The sequence below is a fragment of the Billgrantia sulfidoxydans genome (assembly GCF_017868775.1).
GTDB classification, from domain to species: domain Bacteria; phylum Pseudomonadota; class Gammaproteobacteria; order Pseudomonadales; family Halomonadaceae; genus Halomonas; species Halomonas sulfidoxydans.
The window spans coordinates 1,056,626-1,076,701 of record NZ_CP053381.1; the positions used below are offsets into that span (position 1 = coordinate 1,056,626).

Below are 20,076 nucleotides of genomic sequence, written 5' to 3' on the forward strand. Positions count from 1 at the left end.
AACGCCCTCTGTGGAATGTCTCAGCCTAAGTAGGCTTCTCCTTCTAACCCTAAAGCGCTAGGCTGTTACGTATAATTACGCCAGGCGCAGGGGATCACATGGCGGACAGCAGGGAAGGCCAATTCCAGCAGGACATCATCAAGGCCATGGTGGCCGGCGGCTGGAAGACTGGCACTGCCAGCGGCTACGACCGTACTTCGGCACTCTACACCGAGGACCTGCTCGGCTATGTGCGCGAGGCCTGGCCCGAGCGCTGGGAGAAGTTCTGCAAGGCCAACCCTCAGGCCCCCGAGCAGGGATTCGTGCAGAAGGTGGTTCGCGAGTTGGAGCGGGCCGGCACCCTGGAGGTGCTGCGCCATGGCTTCAAGGTGCCGGGGGTGAAGTTCGACCTTTGCAGCTTCCAGCCGGATCACGGCATGAACCCCGATTCCCTGGCCCGCTATCGCGCCAACCGACTGCGGGTGGTACCGGAGGTCTCCTATTCGCCTCACGCCAGGGAGCAGGGCAAGGGCGGCGAGAGCACCGGCCAAAACTACAATCCCCGCCTCGACCTGGTGCTGTTCGTTAACGGCATCCCCACCGCCACTCTGGAGCTCAAGAGCCAGTTCAAGCAGACGGTGGAAAACGCCAAGCGACAATATCGCCAGGACCGCCCGATCAAGGACCCCATCACCCGCAAGCCGGAGCCGCTGCTGACTTTCAATCGCGGCGCCCTGGTCCACTTCGCAGTGAGCCAGGACGAGGTGGCCATGACCACCAAGCTGGCCGGCAAGGATACGTACTTTCTGCCCTTTAACCGCGGCGCCGAGGAGGGCGGGGCTGGCAACCCGCCCGCACCGGACGAGCAGAGCTACGCCACCGCCTACCTGTGGGAGGAGGTGTTCGCCCCGGACGCCTGGCTGAAGGTGCTCGGCCGCTTCCTGCATCTGGAGCAGAAGACCGTCGAGGACTTCCACGGCCGTCGCACCACCAAGAAAACGCTGACCTTCCCGCGCTATCACCAGTGGGAAGTGGTCAATCGCCTGGTGCAGGCCACCCTGGCCGAGGGGCCCGGGCGCCGCTACCTGGTGCAGCACAGCGCCGGCTCGGGCAAGTCCAATTCCATCGCCTGGTGCGCCCATCAGCTGGCCAATCTTTACGGCGATGACGGCAAGAAGCTCTTCAATTCGGTGATCGTGGTCACCGACCGTACGGTGCTCGACAGCCAGCTGCAGGACACCATCTATCAGTTCGAGCACGCCCACGGCGTGGTGAGGCCCATCACCCGAGACATCGGCAACCAAAGCAAGTCCGAGCAGCTCGCCGAGGCCCTAGCCAGCAACACCCGTATCATCATCGTCACCATCCAGACCTTCCCGGCGCTCTTCGACGCCTTGGATAAGCGGCCCCAGCTCGCCGAAGGTAACTATGCGGTGATCGCCGACGAGGCCCACTCCTCGCAAACCGGCAGCTCAGCCAGCAAGCTCAAGGCGCTGCTGGCGGCCGCGGGAGAGACCACAGAGGGCGATGACGACGAGATCAGTGCGGAGGCCATGCTGGACGCTGCCGTGGCCTCCCGGCGCCCCAGCGAGCGGATCAGCTACTACGCCTTCACCGCCACCCCTAAGGCCAAGACCATGGAGCTGTTCGGTCGTCCGTCGGATCCCGATCTGCCGGCCTGCGCCGACAACAAGCCCGAGCCGTTCCATCTCTACTCCATGCGCCAGGCCATCGAGGAGGGCTTCATCCTCGATGTGCTTAAGAACTACGTCACCTACAGCACCGCCTGGAAGCTCGCCCACCCGGATGGCGAGGACCAGGAGGTCGATACCAAGAAGGCCTCGCGCACCCTGGCCAAGTGGGTGCGGCTGCACCCCTATAACATCGCCCAGCGGGTGGAGGTGATCGTCGAGCACTACCGCGACAACGTTCGTCACCTGCTCGACGGCCAGGCCAAGGCCATGGTGGTCACCGCCAGCCGCCAGGAGGCGGTGCGCTATCAGCTGGCCATGCAGGGCTACATCAAAAACAAGGGCTACGGCGACGTGCACCCTATGGTCGCCTTCTCCGGCAGCGTGCCTGCCGACGAGGTGATCCCCGAGGAGGTCACCGAGACCAGCCAGCGGCTCAACCCCGGGCTCCAGGGGCGCGACCTGGCCGAGGCATTCGACACCGACGACTTCAACGTGATGATCGCCGCCAACAAGTTCCAGACCGGCTTTGACCAGCCCAAGCTCTGCGCCATGTACGTGGACAAGAAGCTCCAGGGAGTGGACTGCGTGCAGACCCTCTCGCGGCTCAACCGGCTGTTCCCCGGCAAGCAGACTTTCATCCTCGACTTCTACAACGACGAGCAGGACATCCTCGACGCCTTCGCCCCCTACTACCGCAAGGCGGAGCTGGCTGACGTCTCCGATCCCAACGTGGTCTACGACCTGCAGCGAAGCCTGGACGCCAGCGGCATCTACCATTGGCCGGAGGTGAAGGCCTTCGCCAAGGCCTTCTTCGACCCCAAGGCACCGGCATCGAGCCTCAGTTACTACTGCCGACCCGCCCAGGATCGCTTCAAGCATCGCTACAAGCTGACTCTCGAACAGCTGCAAACCTGGAAGGAGGCCCGCCGCATTGCCGAGCAGAGCGGCGACGACAAGGGGCTCAAGCGCGCCGAGCAGGAGCTCAAGGAGGCCGGCACCACCCGCGACGAGCTCGACCTGTTCCGCAAGAACCTGCAGAGCTTCGTGCGCACCTACGAGTTCCTCAGTCAGATAGTCCACTTCGACGACCCCGAGCTGGAGCAGCTGTGCGTCTACGCCCGCCATCTCTATCCGCTGCTGCGCACCGACCGGTTGTTAGAGGAAGAGAGCATCGACGTCAGCGAGCTGGAGCTGACCCACTACCGCCTCACCAAGCGCGAGGAGAAGCGCCTGCGCCTGGAAGAGGCCGAGGGCGACTACGGCCTCACCCCGGTCAGCGACGTGGGTTCAGGCAAGCCCCACGACCCCGAGAAGCAGCGCTTGGCCGAGATCATCGATCGGCTCAACGACCTCTACGGAGCCGAGGTCAGTGACGACGACAAGCTGCATTTTGCAAACGGCATCGCCGACCGTATCGAACGTGACGAGGCGGTGATGGCCCAGGTACGCGGCCACAGCGAAGACCAGGTGATGCACGGCCTTTTCCCGAAGAAGGTCACCGACGCAGTGCTCGATGCGCTTAGTGACCACGAGAAACTCAGCATGCCGCTGCTGGAGGATGAGGAGACGGGCAGGCAATTTGCGCTGTTGATACTCAAGTTGTTGGAGGGAAGGGTGGATCACTCTTCCGCTGAAAGGCTTAAATAAACAAGAGGATGGAAGCATGTCTAATTCTACAGCTAAGTCGGCAACACCTTTTGGCTTCGAAAAAGGCCTTAAGGTCGAAGAAGTTACTTGCGATATAGAAGAAATTAATTTTGGAATTTATGTAACTAGTCAGCCCCCAAAACCTCACTCAAGTTTTTCTAGCTATGTCCTTAGAATTGCTCCTCAGTCAGGCCTGTACTGGGTCAAAGGGATAAGTGGTGATATTGAAACGGATAGTGCTGGGACTATGCTAAAGTCAAGGGCAGATAATATGATTGAGAGACTGGCAAAGGTATATGGACCTCCGGAGAGAATTTTATTTTTCAACCCAGGTACAATATGGGGAGAGTCTGAAGATTTTATGATGGGAATGGCTTGCAATGAAATTCACTATGGGGCTAGCTGGTCGAAGGAGGCGCATGAACTACCTAGCGGTTTAGGTAATATTTATTTTGCAATAAATGCAAAAAGTTCGAACACTGGTTATATGATTATTGAGTATGAGTTTGATAATCATGAGCAAGGTGAGAGAGAGGTTGAAGAAGTTGAAGATGGAGCTCTTTAATCCATGCTTTCAGGGTAATTAAAATGATGTGTGCCAGGTGACAAATTAACAGTAGCTTTTCACGCTTTTTGTTGGTGACCTTATTATGCAGGGAAATCGTTTGACAACCAAGCTTGAGCTCGCTCGCCATGAGCTCCTTGACATGGGCCTGCGGGGTAATCCACTGCTTCATGTACCCAGCAACAAACGCTTTCTGGAAATCGTCGATGAGCGATCGACCGAGGTCGCCAACATTCTGGTCGAGGAGCGCAAGGCCATGCGCTTCCTTGCCCTGCCGGAGGCCTACACGCGGGACGAGGAAGGGGAGGATGCAGAAGCCGAGGGAGAAGATGCTGCTACGGAACCCCTCCCACCCCTGGAGGAATATCTCGAACAGGATAAAGGCGAAGACCGTTTCAGTGACCTCTACTTGCAGACCCGTCTGCCGGCCCGAGAGCTCGACACGCGGCTGATCAAGTTGGAGAACGAGGCCCATACCCTGCTGCAGGAGCAGGGCATCGAAGTGCTCTATCTGGCACTGGGGTTCCTGGAGTGGTACGAGGATGAAAACGCAAATACCCCACGCTTTGCGCCCTTGGTCCTTGTACCCGTGGAGCTGCAACGGGAATCTGCCCGCGCCGGTTTTACCTTGTCGTTCACCGACGCCGACATGGGCGGCAACCTGGCCTTGACCGCCCGGTTGAAGCAGGACTTCCGGCTGATCCTTCCCGACTTCGATGATGCCACACCGCTCATCGACTATTTCGGCCGTGTAGATGAGATGATTGCCGATCGCCCGCGCTGGCGAGTCCATGCCGACCAGATTCGACTGGGGCTCTTCTCGTTCGGCAAGTTCCAGATGTACACCGATCTTGACCCGGCCAATTGGCCGGAATCCCACGCTCTACTGACGCATCCCCAACTCGAAAAACTATTCGAGACGGGATACCGAGAGGATGCCGAACGCCTTGCGGCGTCTTCCGACCATGATCTGCTCAAGGCACCCGAGTCGCTACACCTGGTCAAAGATGCCGACTCCAGCCAGCTCGAGGCAATACTGGCGGTGATGGAGGGCGCCAGCCTGGTGGTACAGGGGCCGCCGGGGACCGGCAAGTCACAGACTATTACCAACCTGGTCGGCGAAGCCTTGGCGCGCGGCCAGAAGGTCCTGTTCGTGGCGCAGAAGATGGCCGCCCTGGAGGTCGTCAAATCACGCCTAGACGAATGCCATCTCGGCGATGCGGTTCTCGAGCTGCATAGCCACAAGAGCAACAAGAAGGCGGTCCTCGACTCGCTACGGCGGGTATTCGAGAATGGGCGCCCCAAGATTCCGGACCGTACCCACGAATATCAACGCCTTGGCGAGGTCCGTGAATCTCTGGATGCCTATGTGGAGGACCTCCGCACCCCTATCCTGTCCTCACAAACCGACTACGTGACCGCCCTGGGGCGAATGCTAGAGCTCCAGCGCGATGAGCGCCTGCAGGCATTGTCACGGATCGACTTTGAGCATCTTCGCAACTGGGGACCTCAGGACCTGGCCCTGGGGCAACGTGTCATGGACGCCATAAGTGACTACCTCGCAGAGTATGGTCCCCCTTCTGAAAACCCTTTCCATCTTTCCCGTCGTCATGCCTTGTCGCCGGGGGAAGAGCAGGAGCTACGCAAGCTTGTACATCGGGCATCTGATCGGCTAACGGCGCTGACCGACAACGCGGTCGCCTTGGCCACGGTCATGCAGCTTCCAATTCCCAAAGACTTTGACGACATCGCCATCCTGCAGCGTGCCGGTACACGGGCACTGCAGGCCCCCCACCTTGCCGGCGTGCGGGTCAACACCGAGGAGTGGCAGGCAAGACGGGACGAAGTACGCCATGCGATTGCCGCTGGTCAGGCTCTGGCGCGTACGCGTGATGCCATGCAGTCACGCTTCATTGACGCCGTGTATGACGCCGACCTGCTGCCGGTCCGTACGGGTCTCGCTGGGCGAGCCGACAAGTGGTGGCGGGTCTTTTCAGGCGAGTACCGACGGGCTACGGGAGCCCTGAAAGGTTACGCCCGTCATCGGCTGACGGGGACTCCGGTGGAGTGGCTAGCCTGGGTGGACGAGCTGCTGGAAGCCCAGCAGCACCGTCAGACCCTGAAGCGTCTCTCACTGACCTGCCATACCTTGTTCGGCGCACAGTGGCAGGGCGAGGAGAGCGACTGGCCCGTTCTCGCGCAGCTCGCCGACTGGATCATTGATCTGTACGAGGCAATCGGAAAAGGCGAGCTGCCGGCGGGGCTGGCGGCCTTTCTGGATGGCAACCCCGATCTTCGCGAACACAGCGAGCAGGTCGAGGCCCTGCAGGCCCAATCCGAGAGTGTCCAGGGATTACTCCAGGAATTGTGCCATCATATCCAATGGCAGGAGGAGGCATTGTCGATGGCTCTGGGCACCTGGCATCGCCGCTTGAACGAATGGCGAAATACCGAGCAGCTGTACTCGGTGGTGCGTTTCAATCAACTCAAAGAAGACCTCGAGAAAGCCGGGCTGGGGCACCTGGTCGAGACTCTGGCCGGCTGGCCGCACGCTCCACGTGTGCTCACCTCTTGGCTGGCGCTGAGCTACTACGGCGGCCTAGTCGATCATGCCTATGTCGAACGCCCGCGCCTTGGGCGCTTCGATCGACTGAGCCATGAACGCCTAATCCAGGAGTTCAATCAGTTGGACGAAGCCTGCTTTCGCTATGCGCAGGAATCGCTGGTCGAGCGATTGCACGATACCCTTCCGTCCTACCATGCGGCCGGAGAGATGGAAATACTACGCCGGGAATTCACCAAGAAGCGACGTCACCTGCCGATTAGGCGCTTATTGCGTGAGGCTGGCACGGTCATCCAGCAGGCCAAGCCCGTCTTCATGATGAGTCCGATGTCGGTAGCCGGTTACCTCGCCCAAGGCAACCTTGAATTCGACCTCGTGATCTTCGACGAGGCCAGCCAGATCCCAGCCCCTGAAGCTTTGGGGGCAATCCTGCGTAGTCGACAGGTGGTGGTGGTTGGTGACAGCAAGCAGATGCCACCTACTAATTTCTTTGGGCAGTCGGTAGAGCTCACCGACGAGGAGGCTGACGAGAGCGCTACCGCCGATGTTGAGAGCATTCTTGGCATGATGAAGGCCCGCGGCATGCCGGAACGTATGCTGCGCTGGCATTATCGCAGCCGACATCATTCGCTCATCGCGGTCTCCAATGCGCAATTCTATGATAACCAGTTGCTGATCTTTCCCAGCCCCGGCGTGCACCCTCATGCCCGCGGGCTAGGATTCCGCCACCTATCTGATACTCATTATGATCGTGGCGGGTCGCGTACCAACGGGGGCGAGGCCAGGGCAGTGGCCGAGGCTGTCATTGAGCATGCGCAGCGTCATCCTGAGTTGTCGCTAGGCGTTGTGGCCTTCAGCACCGCTCAGCGCGAGGCCATCCTGCTCGAGGTAGAGCGCTTACGGCGCGAGCATGATGAGTTAGAGGAATTCTTCCGTCATCACGATGGCGCAGACGAGTTTTTCATCAAGAACCTAGAGAACGTTCAGGGCGATGAGCGCGACGTAATCTTCATTAGTGTTGGCTATGGACGCACCGTGGCGGGCCGCCTGAGCCAGAACTTCGGCCCTCTCAACAAGCCTGGCGGTGAGCGAAGACTCAACGTGTTGATCTCCCGTGCGCGTCTGGCTATGGAAGTATTCGCCAACTTCCAAGCTGATGATCTCCGTGTGTCCGAGGATTCCCCTTTTGGTGTGCGTGCCTTCCAGGCATTCCTGAAGTACGCCGAGACGGGTGAGCTGCCAGCCTATGAATTTACCGCTAAGGAGCCAGATTCCCCCTTCGAAATCGAGGTCATGCGCGCCATCCAGGATCTGGGCTATGAAGTGCAGCCCCAAGTCGGCAGCCAAGGATTCTATATCGACCTGGCGGTAAGGGACCCGGAAGCGCCGGGCCGTTTCCTGCTGGCTGTGGAATGCGACGGCGCCAGCTATCATAGCAGTGCGGTGGCCAGGGATCGCGACCGGCTGCGACAAGCGGTTCTGGAGGGTCTTGGCTGGCGATTCCATAGGATTTGGAGCACAGAATGGTTCCGAAACGCGCCGGCCGAGACGCAGCGCCTGAAGGAGGCGATCGAAGCTGCCCGCCGCCACCACAAGGCTCTTGAAGCGGGGCGGCTGGAGGCAGCCGAGCAGGAAGCTGTAGAGGTCACCCGCCAAGGCATAGGAGAGTCAGAGGTCGCAAGCGTAACTTTGGAGCCGGCCTCGGCCAACATCGAGAGAGATGCGCCCTCACAAGAGCTGCCCAGCATCCCGATGTACTCTCCTGTAGACACGAGTACATTAGGGCTTTCATCAGCCGATTGGCAGTTTGAAGAGATCCCGAGCCATAGACTTCAGGAAGCCATTCACCAGGCAGTCGCTCATGAAGGGCCAATGCACCTCAAGATGCTGTTATCACGGCTGACCGATGCCACTGGGTTGCAACGCGCCGGCGCACGTATCCAACGGCGTGTTGAAGCCGAGAGCCGTACCCTGGAGCGCCAGGGACGCCTGCACCGTCACGGCGAATTTCTGGATACCCCGGAGCGGGAGGTGCCGCCCCAGCGTGACTGGAGCAACCTACCAGCCAGCCAGCGCAAGTTCGAGCTAGTGCCACCTAGCGAACTGGAGCAAGCCATCCTGCTCACAGTAAGAGACAGTTTCTCGATCGAGCCAATGGATGCCATGGGGGCCGCTATCAACCTGCTCGGCTTCAAACGCCTGACCCAGCCGATCCGCCAGCGGGTCGAAGCAGTACTCCATGACCTGCACGAACGTGGTTCGATCCAGGAACGCAACGGGCGATTACAGTTGGCCAAGCACGACGAGACGATATGATATATCTGGTCTTAGTGCGCTTCGATGTCTCTATCGGCCCCTGCCGGAAGAACCGTAGTGCGACTCTGGCTAAAGCGCACGCAGCTTTGGTTGAGATGCTTGGTAGCATGATGGAGCGTAGCTTCCCGGGTATAGCAGAAGCGCTCCTATGGGGGCATAAGCGGGGGCATGATAAACAGTCAAATTTCAAGAAGGCTATATTTATGAAAAATTTAAAGCCATTTTTCTCGAGTGAAGCTGGGCCCACCATCTTTAGTTACCTTCCGCTCTTCTCTGCTGCTGAGTTCACTGGTCCTGGTCGGTCAGCGCCTGAAATATGGTCTCGCTGGAAATTGACTGACCGGGCTATTCGCCATCCGCATGTCGGTAGGCACGGTGTCACAGCCTGACACTTCGGCCTTAAGCGTTGGTGAGTCGACGGTGGCCTCAGCCAGGCGCTCGCAGCCCGTCTGGCCAGCATTCAGCACCGTCCAATTGCGGGTTCGTCCAGCGTCCAATTGCGGGTTGACGGCTCGCCCGAGCCGTTTCGCCACCATCCTCCCAGCTCGCCACCGGATGCCATCAGCTGTCGTCATTTTGATACTCAAGTGCCTGAAATTCTCAAAGAGTGTGGATCGTTACCCGGTCCATGAACCCTCGTCCTCCCGAAGCTGTATAAGGGATACAGCGCATCGGCAACCAGTGGCCCCCATGACATGCGATTGATGCTGCGCTGCGCGGTTTCGCCGACTTGCGGTTCGCCAAGGCATCGAGTGGATACCGAGGCCGGGCGCGATTGCCTGGTTGCCAACGAAATCAAACTGGATGATTGGTCGTAATTGACCCTGCAAGGAGGGAGATGACATGCGAATGCTATCTATCGGGCTGTTGACCGGTGTGCTGGCCCTGGGACTCACTGGCTGCGGTACCACCACCGGCGAGCGAGCGCTGAGTGGCGCCGGCCTGGGGGCAGCTGCCGGTGCCGGCACCGCGGTCATGACAGGCGGCAGCGTGACCAGGGGGGCGGTGATTGGTGGTGGCCTGGGCGCTGCCGTCGGCGCGGCCACCAACCGCGACGACATCGACCTGGAACGCTGGCGTCGCTGATTGACGAGTAGGAGCGCTTCCCCGGAACCGAAAGCCTCATTCCATAATTGCCGGATGCGTCAGCTGCCTTGCTTCTGCTAACGCCACTCCAGGTCCACCGCGATGGGATCATGGTCCGAGGAGCGGAAGGAGTCGGGACGGAAGTGGGGCGCTGCGTTGTCCGGCCCGTCGTAGCCGAGGAATGCGGGCTCGTCGGCATTGATGGGCCACGGGCGCACTTCTTCCACTGCCGCGGCCAGCTCGGGGCTTGCCAGGGCATGGTCGAGATAGCCCGACTCACCACGGAACACGTAGCTGTAGCGGCGCTCTGGCGGCAGCTCGCGGGCTATCAGGTCGACCAGGCCCGCGTGGGCCAGGGTGCGGACCGGGTCTTCGGCGCCGTAGGCGTTGAGGTCGCCGGTCAGCAGTAGGCGTTCGTGCCCCTCGGCTTCCGCCAGGCGGGCGAGGAAGGCACTCATGGCCTCGGATTGTTCCACCCGGCGCTGGTTCCAGCAGCCCTGGCCGCGGTCGACATCGCCCCGGGGCGGGCAGCCGGACTTGGACTTGAAGTGGGCGGTAACGACGCCGAAGGCCGGGCCGCCGTCCATGCTGCGGAAGAAGGCCGCCAGCGGCGGGCGGTGATGGGCGGGGTCGTTGTCGGTATAGAGCTCGCTCATGGCCTCTAACCGGTCCGGCCGGTAGAGCAGGGCGAGCTTGATGGCATCGCTGCCGCGGTCGGCGTTACCGTCCACCGCACGATAGCGGATGCCGGTCCGTTCGCCGAGCTGCTCGACCAGGTCGGCCAGGGCGCGCGGGTCGTTCTCGACCTCCACCAGGGCCAGGATGTCGGCCTGCAGGCCCTCGACCGCAGCGGCGAGCTTGGCCCGCTGGCGCTCCAGCTCGGTAGCGTTGGCAGCACCGCGCTGGCCCAGGCTGATGAAATAGTTCTCGACGTTGAAGGTCGCCACCCGTAGCCGCGCTCCCGGCGCCGGCAGCGGCCCCGGGCGCGGGTTGGCGTCCTCGAAGCGCGGCTCTAGGGTCGGGTGCAGGCGGTAGGCGTCGAAGGCGTGAGTCAGTATCCCGGTCAGCCCCTCAACGGTGCTGCCGACACGGCGAGTGCCATTGGCATCCAGGTAGGGAATTGGGTCCGGAAAGGTGCGGTAGCTGCCGTCGTCCAGCGCGAGGGTATCCCGCTGCTGGGTCTCGCCGGGTGTGTTCGTGGGCCGAAACAGGCGGGTGGCGGCCAGCCTCAGGGAGCCGTAGCGGGCCAGCTCGTCGTTGCCGGTGACGGTCAGCGCCTGCGGAAACGTCAGAAGCAGTCCCTCCTTGCGTGACAGCTGCTCCTCGCTGAGCGGCCAGTCGACCGCAAGCGGCTCGGGCAGTTGGTCGTGGGCACAGGTCTCTATCCGCTCGACCCGCTGCAGTTGGATCTGGCCGCGGTACTCGCCGGTGCGGGCGTGGAGTTGCAGGTGTGTGCCGGGAGCGATGAGCGCCCCGTCGCTCGGCGTGGCGCCAGGCATATAGACGAACAGGCCAACGGGGCCATGCTTCGTTGCCTGCTGCAAGTAGAAACCGTTCAGCCGTTCGCGGCCGAGAAACTCGCCGGTCACCACGCCGTCGACGATCACCTCACGGTCGGCGGGCAGGGCCGTGCGTTCACCAATACCCTTGATGGCGGCGAGGTCGGTGCTGGAGGGATCGGGGCAACTGGCTGCCGCCGGTGCGGCCAGCAGCAGCGCCAGCAGCAGGGTCAGTGGGCCTGCCTGGCGGGTCACGCCAGGGTGTCGGCGCGTGCCGGGAGTGCGCGGCGGGGCGGCGAAGGTCATGCGTTCATTCCTCACCCGAGCAGCATCAGCACCACGCCATAGGCGGCCACGCCCGCGGCCACCGGCCAGCCCAGGGTGCGCTTGTACCACCACACGGCCAGGGTCGCCAGTACGCCGATGGCGGTGGCCAGCCAGGAGGTGGCGCCGGGCGTCACCGGCATCAGCGACACACCGAAGAGGGCGGCGATCATCAGTGGGCCGAGCAGGCTCAGCCATTGGGGCATGGCCTCGAGGCCGTCGTCGCCGCCCTGGCGCTCGAGACGGCGCTGCATCCACAGCAGTGGCAGCAGGCGTATCAACAGGGTACCCAGCGCCGAGGCCAGGACGGCGATCCACAGGGCGCTACTCATGCCGCTCTCCTTGCGCTGCGTGCTCTGTTTTTTCGCCGTGGCCGAACTTGACGAGCTGGAAGCACAGCGCGCCACAGACGGCGGCGAGGGGAATCGCCACGTTGGTCAGGCCGAGGAACGTCAGCAGCAGGGCGCTGAGGATGGTCAGGCTCAGGGCCAGGCTCCAGCGCCGCGAGGTGAAGCGCGGCGCCACCAGGACCAGGAAGAGCGCGGGCAGGGCGAAGGGCAGGATCTCACCCATCAGGGCCCAGCGGGCGACCAGTTCACCGCCGGCCAGGGCGCCCAGCGCCGTGCCGCCGATCCAACTGAGCCAGGCCAGCAGGGCGGCGCCGGTGTACCAGCCAAGGCGCTGGGCGGCGGGCAGTTGCGGCAGGCGGGCATGGGCCAGGGCGAAGATCTGGTCGGTGAGGCCGTGCATCAGCCAGGGCCACAGGCGGCTGGGCGTCAGCCAGGGGGCCAGGTTGGGGGCGTAGACCACATGGCGCAGGTTGATCAGCAGGGTCATGGCCACCACCAGCCATAGCGGCGCGCCGGCGGCCACCATGCCGACGAACAGGAACTGCGAGGCACCGGCATAGATCAGCGTCGAAATCGCCACGGCTTCCCAGGCGCTGAAGCCGGCCTGGGTCGCGATCAGGCCGAAGGAGATGGCCACCGGGACATAGCCGCCGAGCAGCGGGATGGCCTCGCTCATGCCGGTCAGCCAGGGGCGGGTGGGCGAAGAGGCGGCTTGCAGGCTCATGACGTGGATTCCTCGTGGTAGACGACGCTGAGCAGCAGCGTGGCCCAGGTGTCTCCGGTGCGGTAGAGGTGGGGGCGGTCCGCGGCGAAGGTGAAAGTCTCGCCGGCCGACAGGGTGCGGGTCTCGCCTTCCGGGCCGGCCTCCAGCGTGCCGCTGATCAGGGTCAGCGACTCCCGGGCACCGGGGGTGTGGGGCTCGGCAAGACGCAGGGTATGCGGCGCGCAGCGCATCCAGTAGGCGTCGACCTGAGGGCGATCCTTGCCCTGGTCGAGCAGGCGGACCTCCACGCCATCCTCGCCCAGGGGCACGGCGATGGGCGCCACCAGGGTGCCGAAGGGCACCTTCAACTGCACCGCCAGGCGCCAGATGGTATCCAGGGTGGGGTTGCCGTTGCCCTGCTCGAGGCGGCACAGGTTCGACTTGGCGATGCCGGCGGCGGCGGCCAATTGCGACAGCGACCAACCTTGCGCCTGGCGCAGGTCCTGAAGATGGCGGCCCAGGGTGCCGAGCGAGAGCTTGTCCAAGGGAGGTGGTCTCCAGCTGTTCCTTTTAATGAACGTTCTATAAAAGGAACGACTGGCTGTCAACCCTCACGCTCGGCTCTTGTCGCTTAGCACAGGTCGCTCGGCTCTGGTGTCGTGCGGAACCGTCAGACGAACTCCGAATCGTCGGTTCTCACGGTCACGCCACCCTCCTCGCCGGGCACCATGATCATGAACTCGCCGTTGCCGAGGTAGGTAGCGTCGTGGCCGTCATGGGTACGAAAGGCGGACGCGCCACCGGTGGCGCCGGCATGCTGCATTTCGCTGAGCTCGCGGGCGCTGGTGAAGATGTCGATCATGTACTCGCGGCCCTGGTCGTCGAAGGCCATCACGGTCCTCTCGCGCTGGGTCATGGCGTTATCCTCCCGGAAAGCTGCCTCCCTTACCCATAGCAACACGGCGCCGGCTTGGCGAGCGCCGCGTCACTTGCAGCAGCAGAGTGCTAGCGTGCCTTCCGGTCGGCCAGAAACGACACGGCGGCCCGCAGGCCGCCGTGTCGAGGGGTTGGCTGTCCTGCCGGATCAGAACTCGAGGCGGGCCTCCAGCATGTAGGCGCGCCCCGGCATCGGGACACGGCCCACCGGACTGACGTCGGTGCCGCGGAAGTAGGCGTCGTCATCGAGCAGGTTGGTGGCCGCGAGGCCCAGGTTCAGGGTGGTGTCGGCATCCAGGCGGAAATCGCGACCGATGCGGGCGTTGACCAGGGTGTAGGCGGGCAGCTCGCCGGCATCGCCGTTGACGGTTTCGTCCCGGGTATTGAGGGCGTCGCTGTAGCTCTCGCTGACCCGGTTGACGCTCACGCTCGCCAGCCACTGCTCCATCTCGTAGCGGGCATTGGCGCTGACGTGGTGCCTCGGCGCGTTGGGCAGATCGTTGCCGGCGTTGTCCCCGGTGAGCTGCTCGGTCGCGAGGTAGGTGTAGCCAAGGCCCAGCGACAGGCGGTCGGTGGCCTGCCAGTCGGTACCCAGCTCGATCCCCTGGTGGCGTGTCTCACCCAGGTTGACGAAGCGATCGCCTGCCTTGTTGAACTGGATCTGGTCTTCGTAATCGATGCGGAACAGGGTCGCCGAGGTGGTCAGGCGCGGCGTCACGTCGACGCGTGCACCCAGCTCGTAGTTCCAGGCGGTCTCGTTGGCCACGTCGCCCTCCAGCGTGGCCTGGGCGATCTGCACCGGCACCAGCGATTTCTGGGCGTTGGCGAACAGGAAGAGCTCGTCGGTGGCGGCGAAGCCCACCGTCAGGCCCGGCAGGATCTCGTCGGTATCGTTGGTCGAGGCGGTATCGTTCACTTCGTCCCGGAAGTCCATGCGCACGTCTTCGTAGCGTACCCCGGGGGTGATCTCCAGACGGCCATCCATCAGGCTCAGGGTATCGCTGGCGTAGAGCGCCACGGCGTCGGTTTCCAGGTCCCAGCGGCGCACCTCGGTGTAGCTGTCGTCGCTCAGGTTGCGGCGATTGACGTCGAAATCGACGTCCTCGTTCACGTAGCGGGCGCCCAGGGTTACGGTGTGGATGCCCTCGCGCACGGTCAGGCGCGGCTCGGTGCCCCAGACGCGGAAGATCCGCGGTGAATCGGCCACGTGGCTCGATTCGGCCTCGGGGTCGGACCAGGCGCCGCCGCTGACCAGGTCCTGACCGAAGAAGAAGGTGCGATCCGCGCGGTGGGCGAAGTTGCGCCAGGTGAACTCGACGTCGTCGCTGGGGTTGAACGTCCACGCCAGCGTGCCGCGCAGCATGTCCGCTTCATAGGCTTCGTAGGGGCGCTGGGAGTCGGTGCGGTCGCGCTCATAGGCCTGGGGGCTGAGCGCGCCGGGCAGGTCGGCGTCCACCTCGTAGTACTGCAGGCTCGCGTCCAGCGTGTGGCGGTCGTCGATGTAGTACTCGGCGTCGAGCTGGAAGTTCTGGACGTCGGTATCGGCGTGCTCGCGGAAGCCTTCGCCACCCTGGAGGTTGGCCTGGAACTGCAGCGCCAGGTCGTTGCTGACGAAGCCGCCGACGCGGTAATAGGTGTCATGGAAGACGTTGCCGGTCTCCTCGGCAATGGTCACCCGCTCCGACAGGGTCTGCGTGACTTCCCCTGGGATCGGCTTGGTCAGGAAGTTGACCACCCCGCCGACGTTGTTGGGGCCGTAGTGGACCGCCGCCCCGCCCCGCACCACGTCGATGGTGTCGATGCTCTGCAGCGTCACCGGGAACAGCGAGACCCCCACGTTGCTGTAGGGGCCGATGGCGATCGGGTAGCCGTCCAGCATCATCTTGAGACGCTCGCTGCGCAGCGGATTGAGGCCGCGCAGGCCGATGTTGGGCAGCACGCCGGTGCCGGTCTCGTCGAGTACCTGAACGCCAGGCACCGAGCGCATCGCGTCCTCGAGGTTCAGGGCGCCGCTGTCGTGAAGTTGTTCCGGTTCGATGACGGTGCGGGCACCTGGGTAGACGCGCACTGCGTCTTCGGTGGGGTTGCCGAGCCAGTCGCCCTGGACGACCAGCGTGTCGAGCTCGGCGGCATCCTGGGCCAGGGCGCCGGCGCCGACCAGGGCGGAGGCAAGGCCAACGGCGGCGGCAAGGGGAGTCCTGCGGGAAAAGCCTGCGCGGGAGGAGCTGACGAAGCGGGAGTCTGTCATGTCGAGTCCGTTTTTTAGAAATCTAAATGAAAAAGCGTCTCAATACTATATGAGGCAAAGCATGTTGTACAGACTCGCGTGGGCGTCTCGGCCTTCGCTACAGCGTCGGCGGGGCGAGTGAGGAGAGCGCCACGAAGTAGGGCGCGGAGGATGCCGCCGCATTGCCCAGGGTCGCTGAGGCGTCATCGACGATACGCGCCCGGATGCGGAAGACGTCGAGCAGCAGGCGTTCGGTCAGCACCTCGGCGGGCGGCCCCGCCTGAACCAGCTGGCCCGAGCGCATGGCGACCAGGCGGTGGCCCACCTGGGCCGCCTGGTTGAGGTCGTGCAGCGACATGATCACCGTGAGCCCCTGCTCGCGGTTGAGTGCCTGCAGCAGCTCCAGGATCTCCAACTGGTGGCCCAGGTCCAGGTAGGTGGTGGGTTCGTCCAGGATCAGCAGGTCGGACTGCTGGGCCAGGCACAGGGCAATCCAGGCACGCTGGCGCTCGCCGCCGGACAGGGCCGACAGCGGGCGAGCCTCGTAACCGGCCAGGCCCGTGACCCGTATCGCCCAGCGTACCTGGGCGTGGTCATGCTCGGTGAGCGGGGCAAACAGGCGCTGGTGGGGAAAGCGGCCGTAGCGAACCAACTGTTCGACGCTGAGCCCCTCCGGGGCCTGGGGATGCTGGGGCAGCATGGCCAGGCGCCGGGCCAGGTGGCGGCGTGGCCAGGCCGTGACCGGGCGACCGTCGAGCAGCGCCTCACCGGCCTGGGGGCGCATCAGCCCGGCAAGCGCACGCAGCAGGGTACTCTTGCCACAGCCGTTGGGGCCGATCAGGCAGTGAATGCGCGCCGGTTCGAAATCCAGCGTCATGTCCGGCACGATGACCTTGTCGGCGTAGCCCAGGCGCAGGTTGCGCGTCGCGAGCCGCGGGGCCTCGGCGTCGGTACGGAGCGTCATCGTCTAGGGCCTCCTGGCCAGCAGAGCGAGGAAGAAGGGCACGCCGAGCAGCGAGGTGACCACGCCGATGGGCAGTTCGGCGGGCACCAGCACGACGCGTCCGATCAGGTCGGAGGCGAGCACCAGCAGGGCACCGCACAAGGGGCTGACGATCAGCTGGCGCCCGAGCGAGGGGCCGACCAGCAGCCGCGCCACGTGCGCGACGATCAGGCCGACGAAGCCCACGGGGCCGGCGATGCCGACGGCGCTGGCGGCGAACAGCACCGCCACCAGCAGCAGCGCGAAGCGCGAACGCTCGACGCCGAGCCCGCGGGTGGCGGCGACGTCGTCGCCGAGCTGTAGCAGGTTGCCGCCCCGCACCAGCGGCGGTAGCAGGATGAGGCTGACCGCCGTCCACGGCAGCAGCGCGGCGAGATGCTCCCAGTCGCGGCCATACAGGCTGCCCGAGAGCCAGGCCAGTACCGTCTCGGTGGTGGCCTGGGCCCAGCCGGCCAGGACCCCGGTGGTCAGGGCGCTCAGCAGGCCCGCCACGGCGATGCCGCACAGGACCAGCCGCACCGGGGTCGAGCCGCGGTTCCAGCTCAGGCGGTAGACCGCCGCCGCCGCCGCCAGCCCGCCGCCGCAAGCGATCAGCGGCAGCCAGTCGAGGCTCAGGGCCGCCCGCAGATAGGGATTGCCGTCGCCGGCGAGGCGCTCCGCGGCGGCGAAGGCCAGCACCGCCGCGAGGCTCGCGCCGGCATTGATGCCCATCACTCCCGAATCGGCCAGGGGATTGCGCATGACGGCCTGGAGCAGTGACCCGGCAATGGCGAAGTGCACCCCGATCAGCGCCCCCAGCAACAGGCGCGGTAGGCGCAGGTTCCAGATGATGTCCTGGGCCACCGGGTCGCCGGCCGCCGGGCCGCTGGCGCCGATCAGCGCCAGCCACACGCGGCCGGGCGACAGGGTGACGGCGCCGAACAGCAGGTTGGCGAGTGCCCCCAGGATCACCAGGCCCATCAGCACGACGACCAGAAGCCCCAGGCGGTCCCGTGCGGGCGAGTCGGCGGTGTGGTAGGGCTGCGGAGGTGTCCCGGCATGAGCGGAGAGGGTCATGGCGTTCTCGAGCGAATCAGGGCGATGAACAGGGGGCCACCGATCAGCGCGGTGAACAGTCCCAGCGGCAGTTCCTGTGGCGCCGCCAGGGTGCGGGCGAGCAGATCGCTCAGGGTGACCAGCAAGGCGCCGGTCAAGGCCACCAGGGGCAGCGCCTGGCGCTGGTCGACTCCGGCCACCAGGCGCACCAGGTGGGGGGCGATCAGGCCGATGAATCCCACCGGGCCGGCGACCGCCACCGAGGCTGCGGTCAGCGCCACGGCGAGCGTTACGAAGCCCAGGCGCAGCAGGGTGACGGCGCCGCCCAGGGAGCGCGCCACGCTATCTTCCAGGTGCATCAGGTTGAGCCAGCGGCCGGTGGCGAGCGACAGCACGAGGCCGCCAGCGGCCCAGGGCAGGATCTGGCCGACATGGGCCCAGCCGCGCCCCTGCAGGCCACCGGCCAGCCAGCCGTAGAGCTGCTGTGCCTGGGCACCGGAGAACAACAGGAAGGCCGTGACCAGGGCCGACGCCAGGGCGGTGACCGCCATGCCGGCCAGGGCCAGCATCAGCGGCGAGAAGCCGCTGCGTGCCGCCAGCAGGAAGGTCAGGGCGGCGGCGCCCGCGCCGCCGAGCATGCCGATGGCGGGGAGCCAGGTGGCGTCCACCCGCCAGCCGACTTGTGCCATGACCACCGCCATCGAGGCCCCGGCAACGACGCCGGTGATACCGGGTGACGCCAGGGGATTGCGGGTCACCGTCTGCATCAGCTGGCCGGCGAGACCCAGGCTCGCGCCTACCAGCAGGCCGGCGACGAAGCGGGGCAGGCGCAGCTCCATGACCAGGACCGCGGCCATGCCATCGACCCGGCCGGCCAGCACCTCGAGCAGTTCGTGGGGCGACAGCGGCACGCCGCCGACCGACAAGGCCAGCGCCCCGGTAGCGGCGATGGCCACGCCGAGCAGGGTGCAGCCAAGGGCGAGGCTCGGGCGGCTTGGCCCCGGGGCCAAGCCCGTACTGGGCGAGGGCAGTGGGGCGGTGCTCATGGATAGGGGCGACTGGCAATGGAGGGGGGGAGCTCGGGGCGCTCGAAGGCCTCGGGATAGAGCCGCCAGGCCATCTCGTCGAGAATCAGGCGGCGAGCGATGGGACCGCCGCCCTCCTTCCAGTGAGGGCCGACCTCGTAGACCCGATCGTTCTTCACCGCCTCGAGATAGGGCCACACCGGATTGTTGGCGAAGGCCCGCTCGCTGCCGGTGTTGAACAGGAAGATGACGTCGGGATCCAGGGCCAGCAGCTGCTCCAGGTTTATCGCATAGCCGAAGGGGATGGTCTGGCCCGGCGTCGGCGACGGGCCGGCGGCGTTGGTCGCCTTCAGGCGTTCGAGCAGCGCGGCGCTCAGGAAGTGATCGTAGTAGGCGAAGGGTGACTCGCCGGCGCCGGCCAGCAGGATGGCACTGACGCCCCCGGGGGCCTGCTCGCCGAGCTCGGCGAGGCGCGCGTCGAAGGCCTGGTTCAGCGCATCGCCCTCGGCTCGCATGCCGAGTACGGCGGCGATGCCCGCCACCGCTCGCCGGCTGTCCTCCAGGCCGACCACGTCGAAGGCGTAGAACGGGGCGATGGCCTCGAGCTGGCGGGCGTGGGGCTCGGTGTAGCGGTGAATGCCGACGATCAGGTCGGGGTCGAGCTCGGCGAGCAGCTCCAGGTTGGTGCTGGCGCGCTGGCCGAGGCTTCGAGTGCCGGCCAGCGGGTTGTCAGGAGTGCCGGCCAGCGGATCCTCTGAAGCGCCGTCCAGCGGGGCGCCAAGATAGCTGGGCAGCGGTTCGCTGCCGAAGGTCGAGGCGCCGACCGGCGAGATGCCGAGCGCCACCAGGGTATCGGCGGCGAACGTCGAGATGGCCGCCACCCGCTCGACCGACATGGTGTCGATCGGGGTACCCCGGTCGTCGTGCAGGGCATCGGAAGCAGCGGGCGCCGGCTGTTCCTCGGCCAGGGCCGCTTGACCCGTGCCGATGGCCACGGCGAGCCCCAGGGCGATGACGACCCCGAGCCGCACGCGACACAGGCGGGAGAGAAACTCGCAGGGCATGCGTCGTCTTCCTTCCAACAGGCATGGAGCATGGAGCGCAATATGGCGGGGAATTGTAAT

At 64.7% G+C, this 20,076-nt stretch carries 14 protein-coding genes; 4 read left to right on the top strand and 10 right to left on the bottom strand.

The window, feature by feature from the left end; genetic code table 11:
- Nucleotides 1-98: 98 nt before the first annotated feature.
- The 4 genes from HNO51_RS05085 (at nucleotide 99) to HNO51_RS05100 (ending at nucleotide 9,850) form a co-directional block, all read left to right on the top strand.
- Nucleotides 99-3,320, top strand: coding sequence for a type I restriction endonuclease subunit R (locus HNO51_RS05085; RefSeq protein ID WP_209538639.1), 3,222 nt, complete (start codon nucleotides 99-101; stop codon nucleotides 3,318-3,320).
- A gap of 16 nt (nucleotides 3,321-3,336) precedes the next feature.
- On the top strand, nucleotides 3,337-3,885 hold the full coding sequence (locus tag HNO51_RS05090; RefSeq protein WP_209538640.1) for a hypothetical protein: 549 nt from the start codon (nucleotides 3,337-3,339) through the stop codon (nucleotides 3,883-3,885).
- Between the two features lie 100 nt (nucleotides 3,886-3,985).
- Nucleotides 3,986-8,764, top strand: a complete 4,779-nt coding sequence (locus tag HNO51_RS05095) for a DUF3320 domain-containing protein (RefSeq protein ID WP_209538641.1) — start codon at nucleotides 3,986-3,988, stop codon at nucleotides 8,762-8,764.
- 849 nt (nucleotides 8,765-9,613) lie between these two features.
- Nucleotides 9,614-9,850, top strand: a complete 237-nt coding sequence (locus tag HNO51_RS05100; RefSeq protein ID WP_197450935.1) for a hypothetical protein — start codon at nucleotides 9,614-9,616, stop codon at nucleotides 9,848-9,850.
- A 77-nt stretch (nucleotides 9,851-9,927) separates the two neighbouring features.
- On the opposite strand, the gene HNO51_RS05105 is transcribed toward HNO51_RS05100, so the two are convergent.
- The 10 genes from HNO51_RS05105 to HNO51_RS05150 form a co-directional block, all read right to left on the bottom strand.
- A complete protein-coding gene (locus HNO51_RS05105; protein ID WP_209538642.1) occupies nucleotides 9,928-11,655 on the bottom strand; it encodes an ExeM/NucH family extracellular endonuclease in 1,728 nt (575 codons plus the stop codon).
- A gap of 11 nt (nucleotides 11,656-11,666) precedes the next feature.
- Nucleotides 11,667-12,005, bottom strand: a complete 339-nt coding sequence (locus HNO51_RS05110; protein WP_209538643.1) for an AzlD domain-containing protein — start codon at nucleotides 12,003-12,005, stop codon at nucleotides 11,667-11,669.
- The gene (locus HNO51_RS05115; protein WP_209538644.1) at nucleotides 11,998-12,747 is read right to left on the bottom strand and encodes an AzlC family ABC transporter permease; all 750 of its coding nucleotides are present in this window, start codon (nucleotides 12,745-12,747) and stop codon (nucleotides 11,998-12,000) included. Before HNO51_RS05115 ends, HNO51_RS05110 begins: the two co-directional genes overlap by 8 nt.
- Nucleotides 12,744-13,271, bottom strand: coding sequence for a helix-turn-helix domain-containing protein (locus HNO51_RS05120; protein WP_209538645.1), 528 nt, complete (start codon nucleotides 13,269-13,271; stop codon nucleotides 12,744-12,746). Before HNO51_RS05120 ends, HNO51_RS05115 begins: the two co-directional genes overlap by 4 nt.
- Nucleotides 13,272-13,396: 125 nt before the next feature.
- Nucleotides 13,397-13,642, bottom strand: coding sequence for a hypothetical protein (locus tag HNO51_RS05125; RefSeq protein WP_197449958.1), 246 nt, complete (start codon nucleotides 13,640-13,642; stop codon nucleotides 13,397-13,399).
- Between the two features lie 168 nt (nucleotides 13,643-13,810).
- Entirely contained in the window at nucleotides 13,811-15,910 is a 2,100-nt protein-coding gene (locus HNO51_RS05130; RefSeq protein ID WP_209538646.1) for a TonB-dependent receptor family protein, read from the bottom strand.
- A gap of 97 nt (nucleotides 15,911-16,007) precedes the next feature.
- Nucleotides 16,008-16,853 carry an ABC transporter ATP-binding protein gene (locus HNO51_RS05135; protein WP_209538647.1) on the bottom strand — a complete coding sequence of 282 codons (846 nt, stop codon included), beginning with the start codon at nucleotides 16,851-16,853 and terminating at the stop codon, nucleotides 16,008-16,010.
- Between the two features lie 3 nt (nucleotides 16,854-16,856).
- Nucleotides 16,857-17,948, bottom strand: a complete 1,092-nt coding sequence (locus tag HNO51_RS05140; protein ID WP_209538648.1) for a FecCD family ABC transporter permease — start codon at nucleotides 17,946-17,948, stop codon at nucleotides 16,857-16,859.
- A complete protein-coding gene (locus HNO51_RS05145) occupies nucleotides 17,945-18,973 on the bottom strand; it encodes a FecCD family ABC transporter permease (protein WP_209538649.1) in 1,029 nt (342 codons plus the stop codon). Before HNO51_RS05145 ends, HNO51_RS05140 begins: the two co-directional genes overlap by 4 nt.
- Entirely contained in the window at nucleotides 18,970-20,016 is a 1,047-nt protein-coding gene (locus HNO51_RS05150; RefSeq protein ID WP_234283569.1) for an ABC transporter substrate-binding protein, read from the bottom strand. Before HNO51_RS05150 ends, HNO51_RS05145 begins: the two co-directional genes overlap by 4 nt.
- Nucleotides 20,017-20,076: the final 60 nt, after the last annotated feature.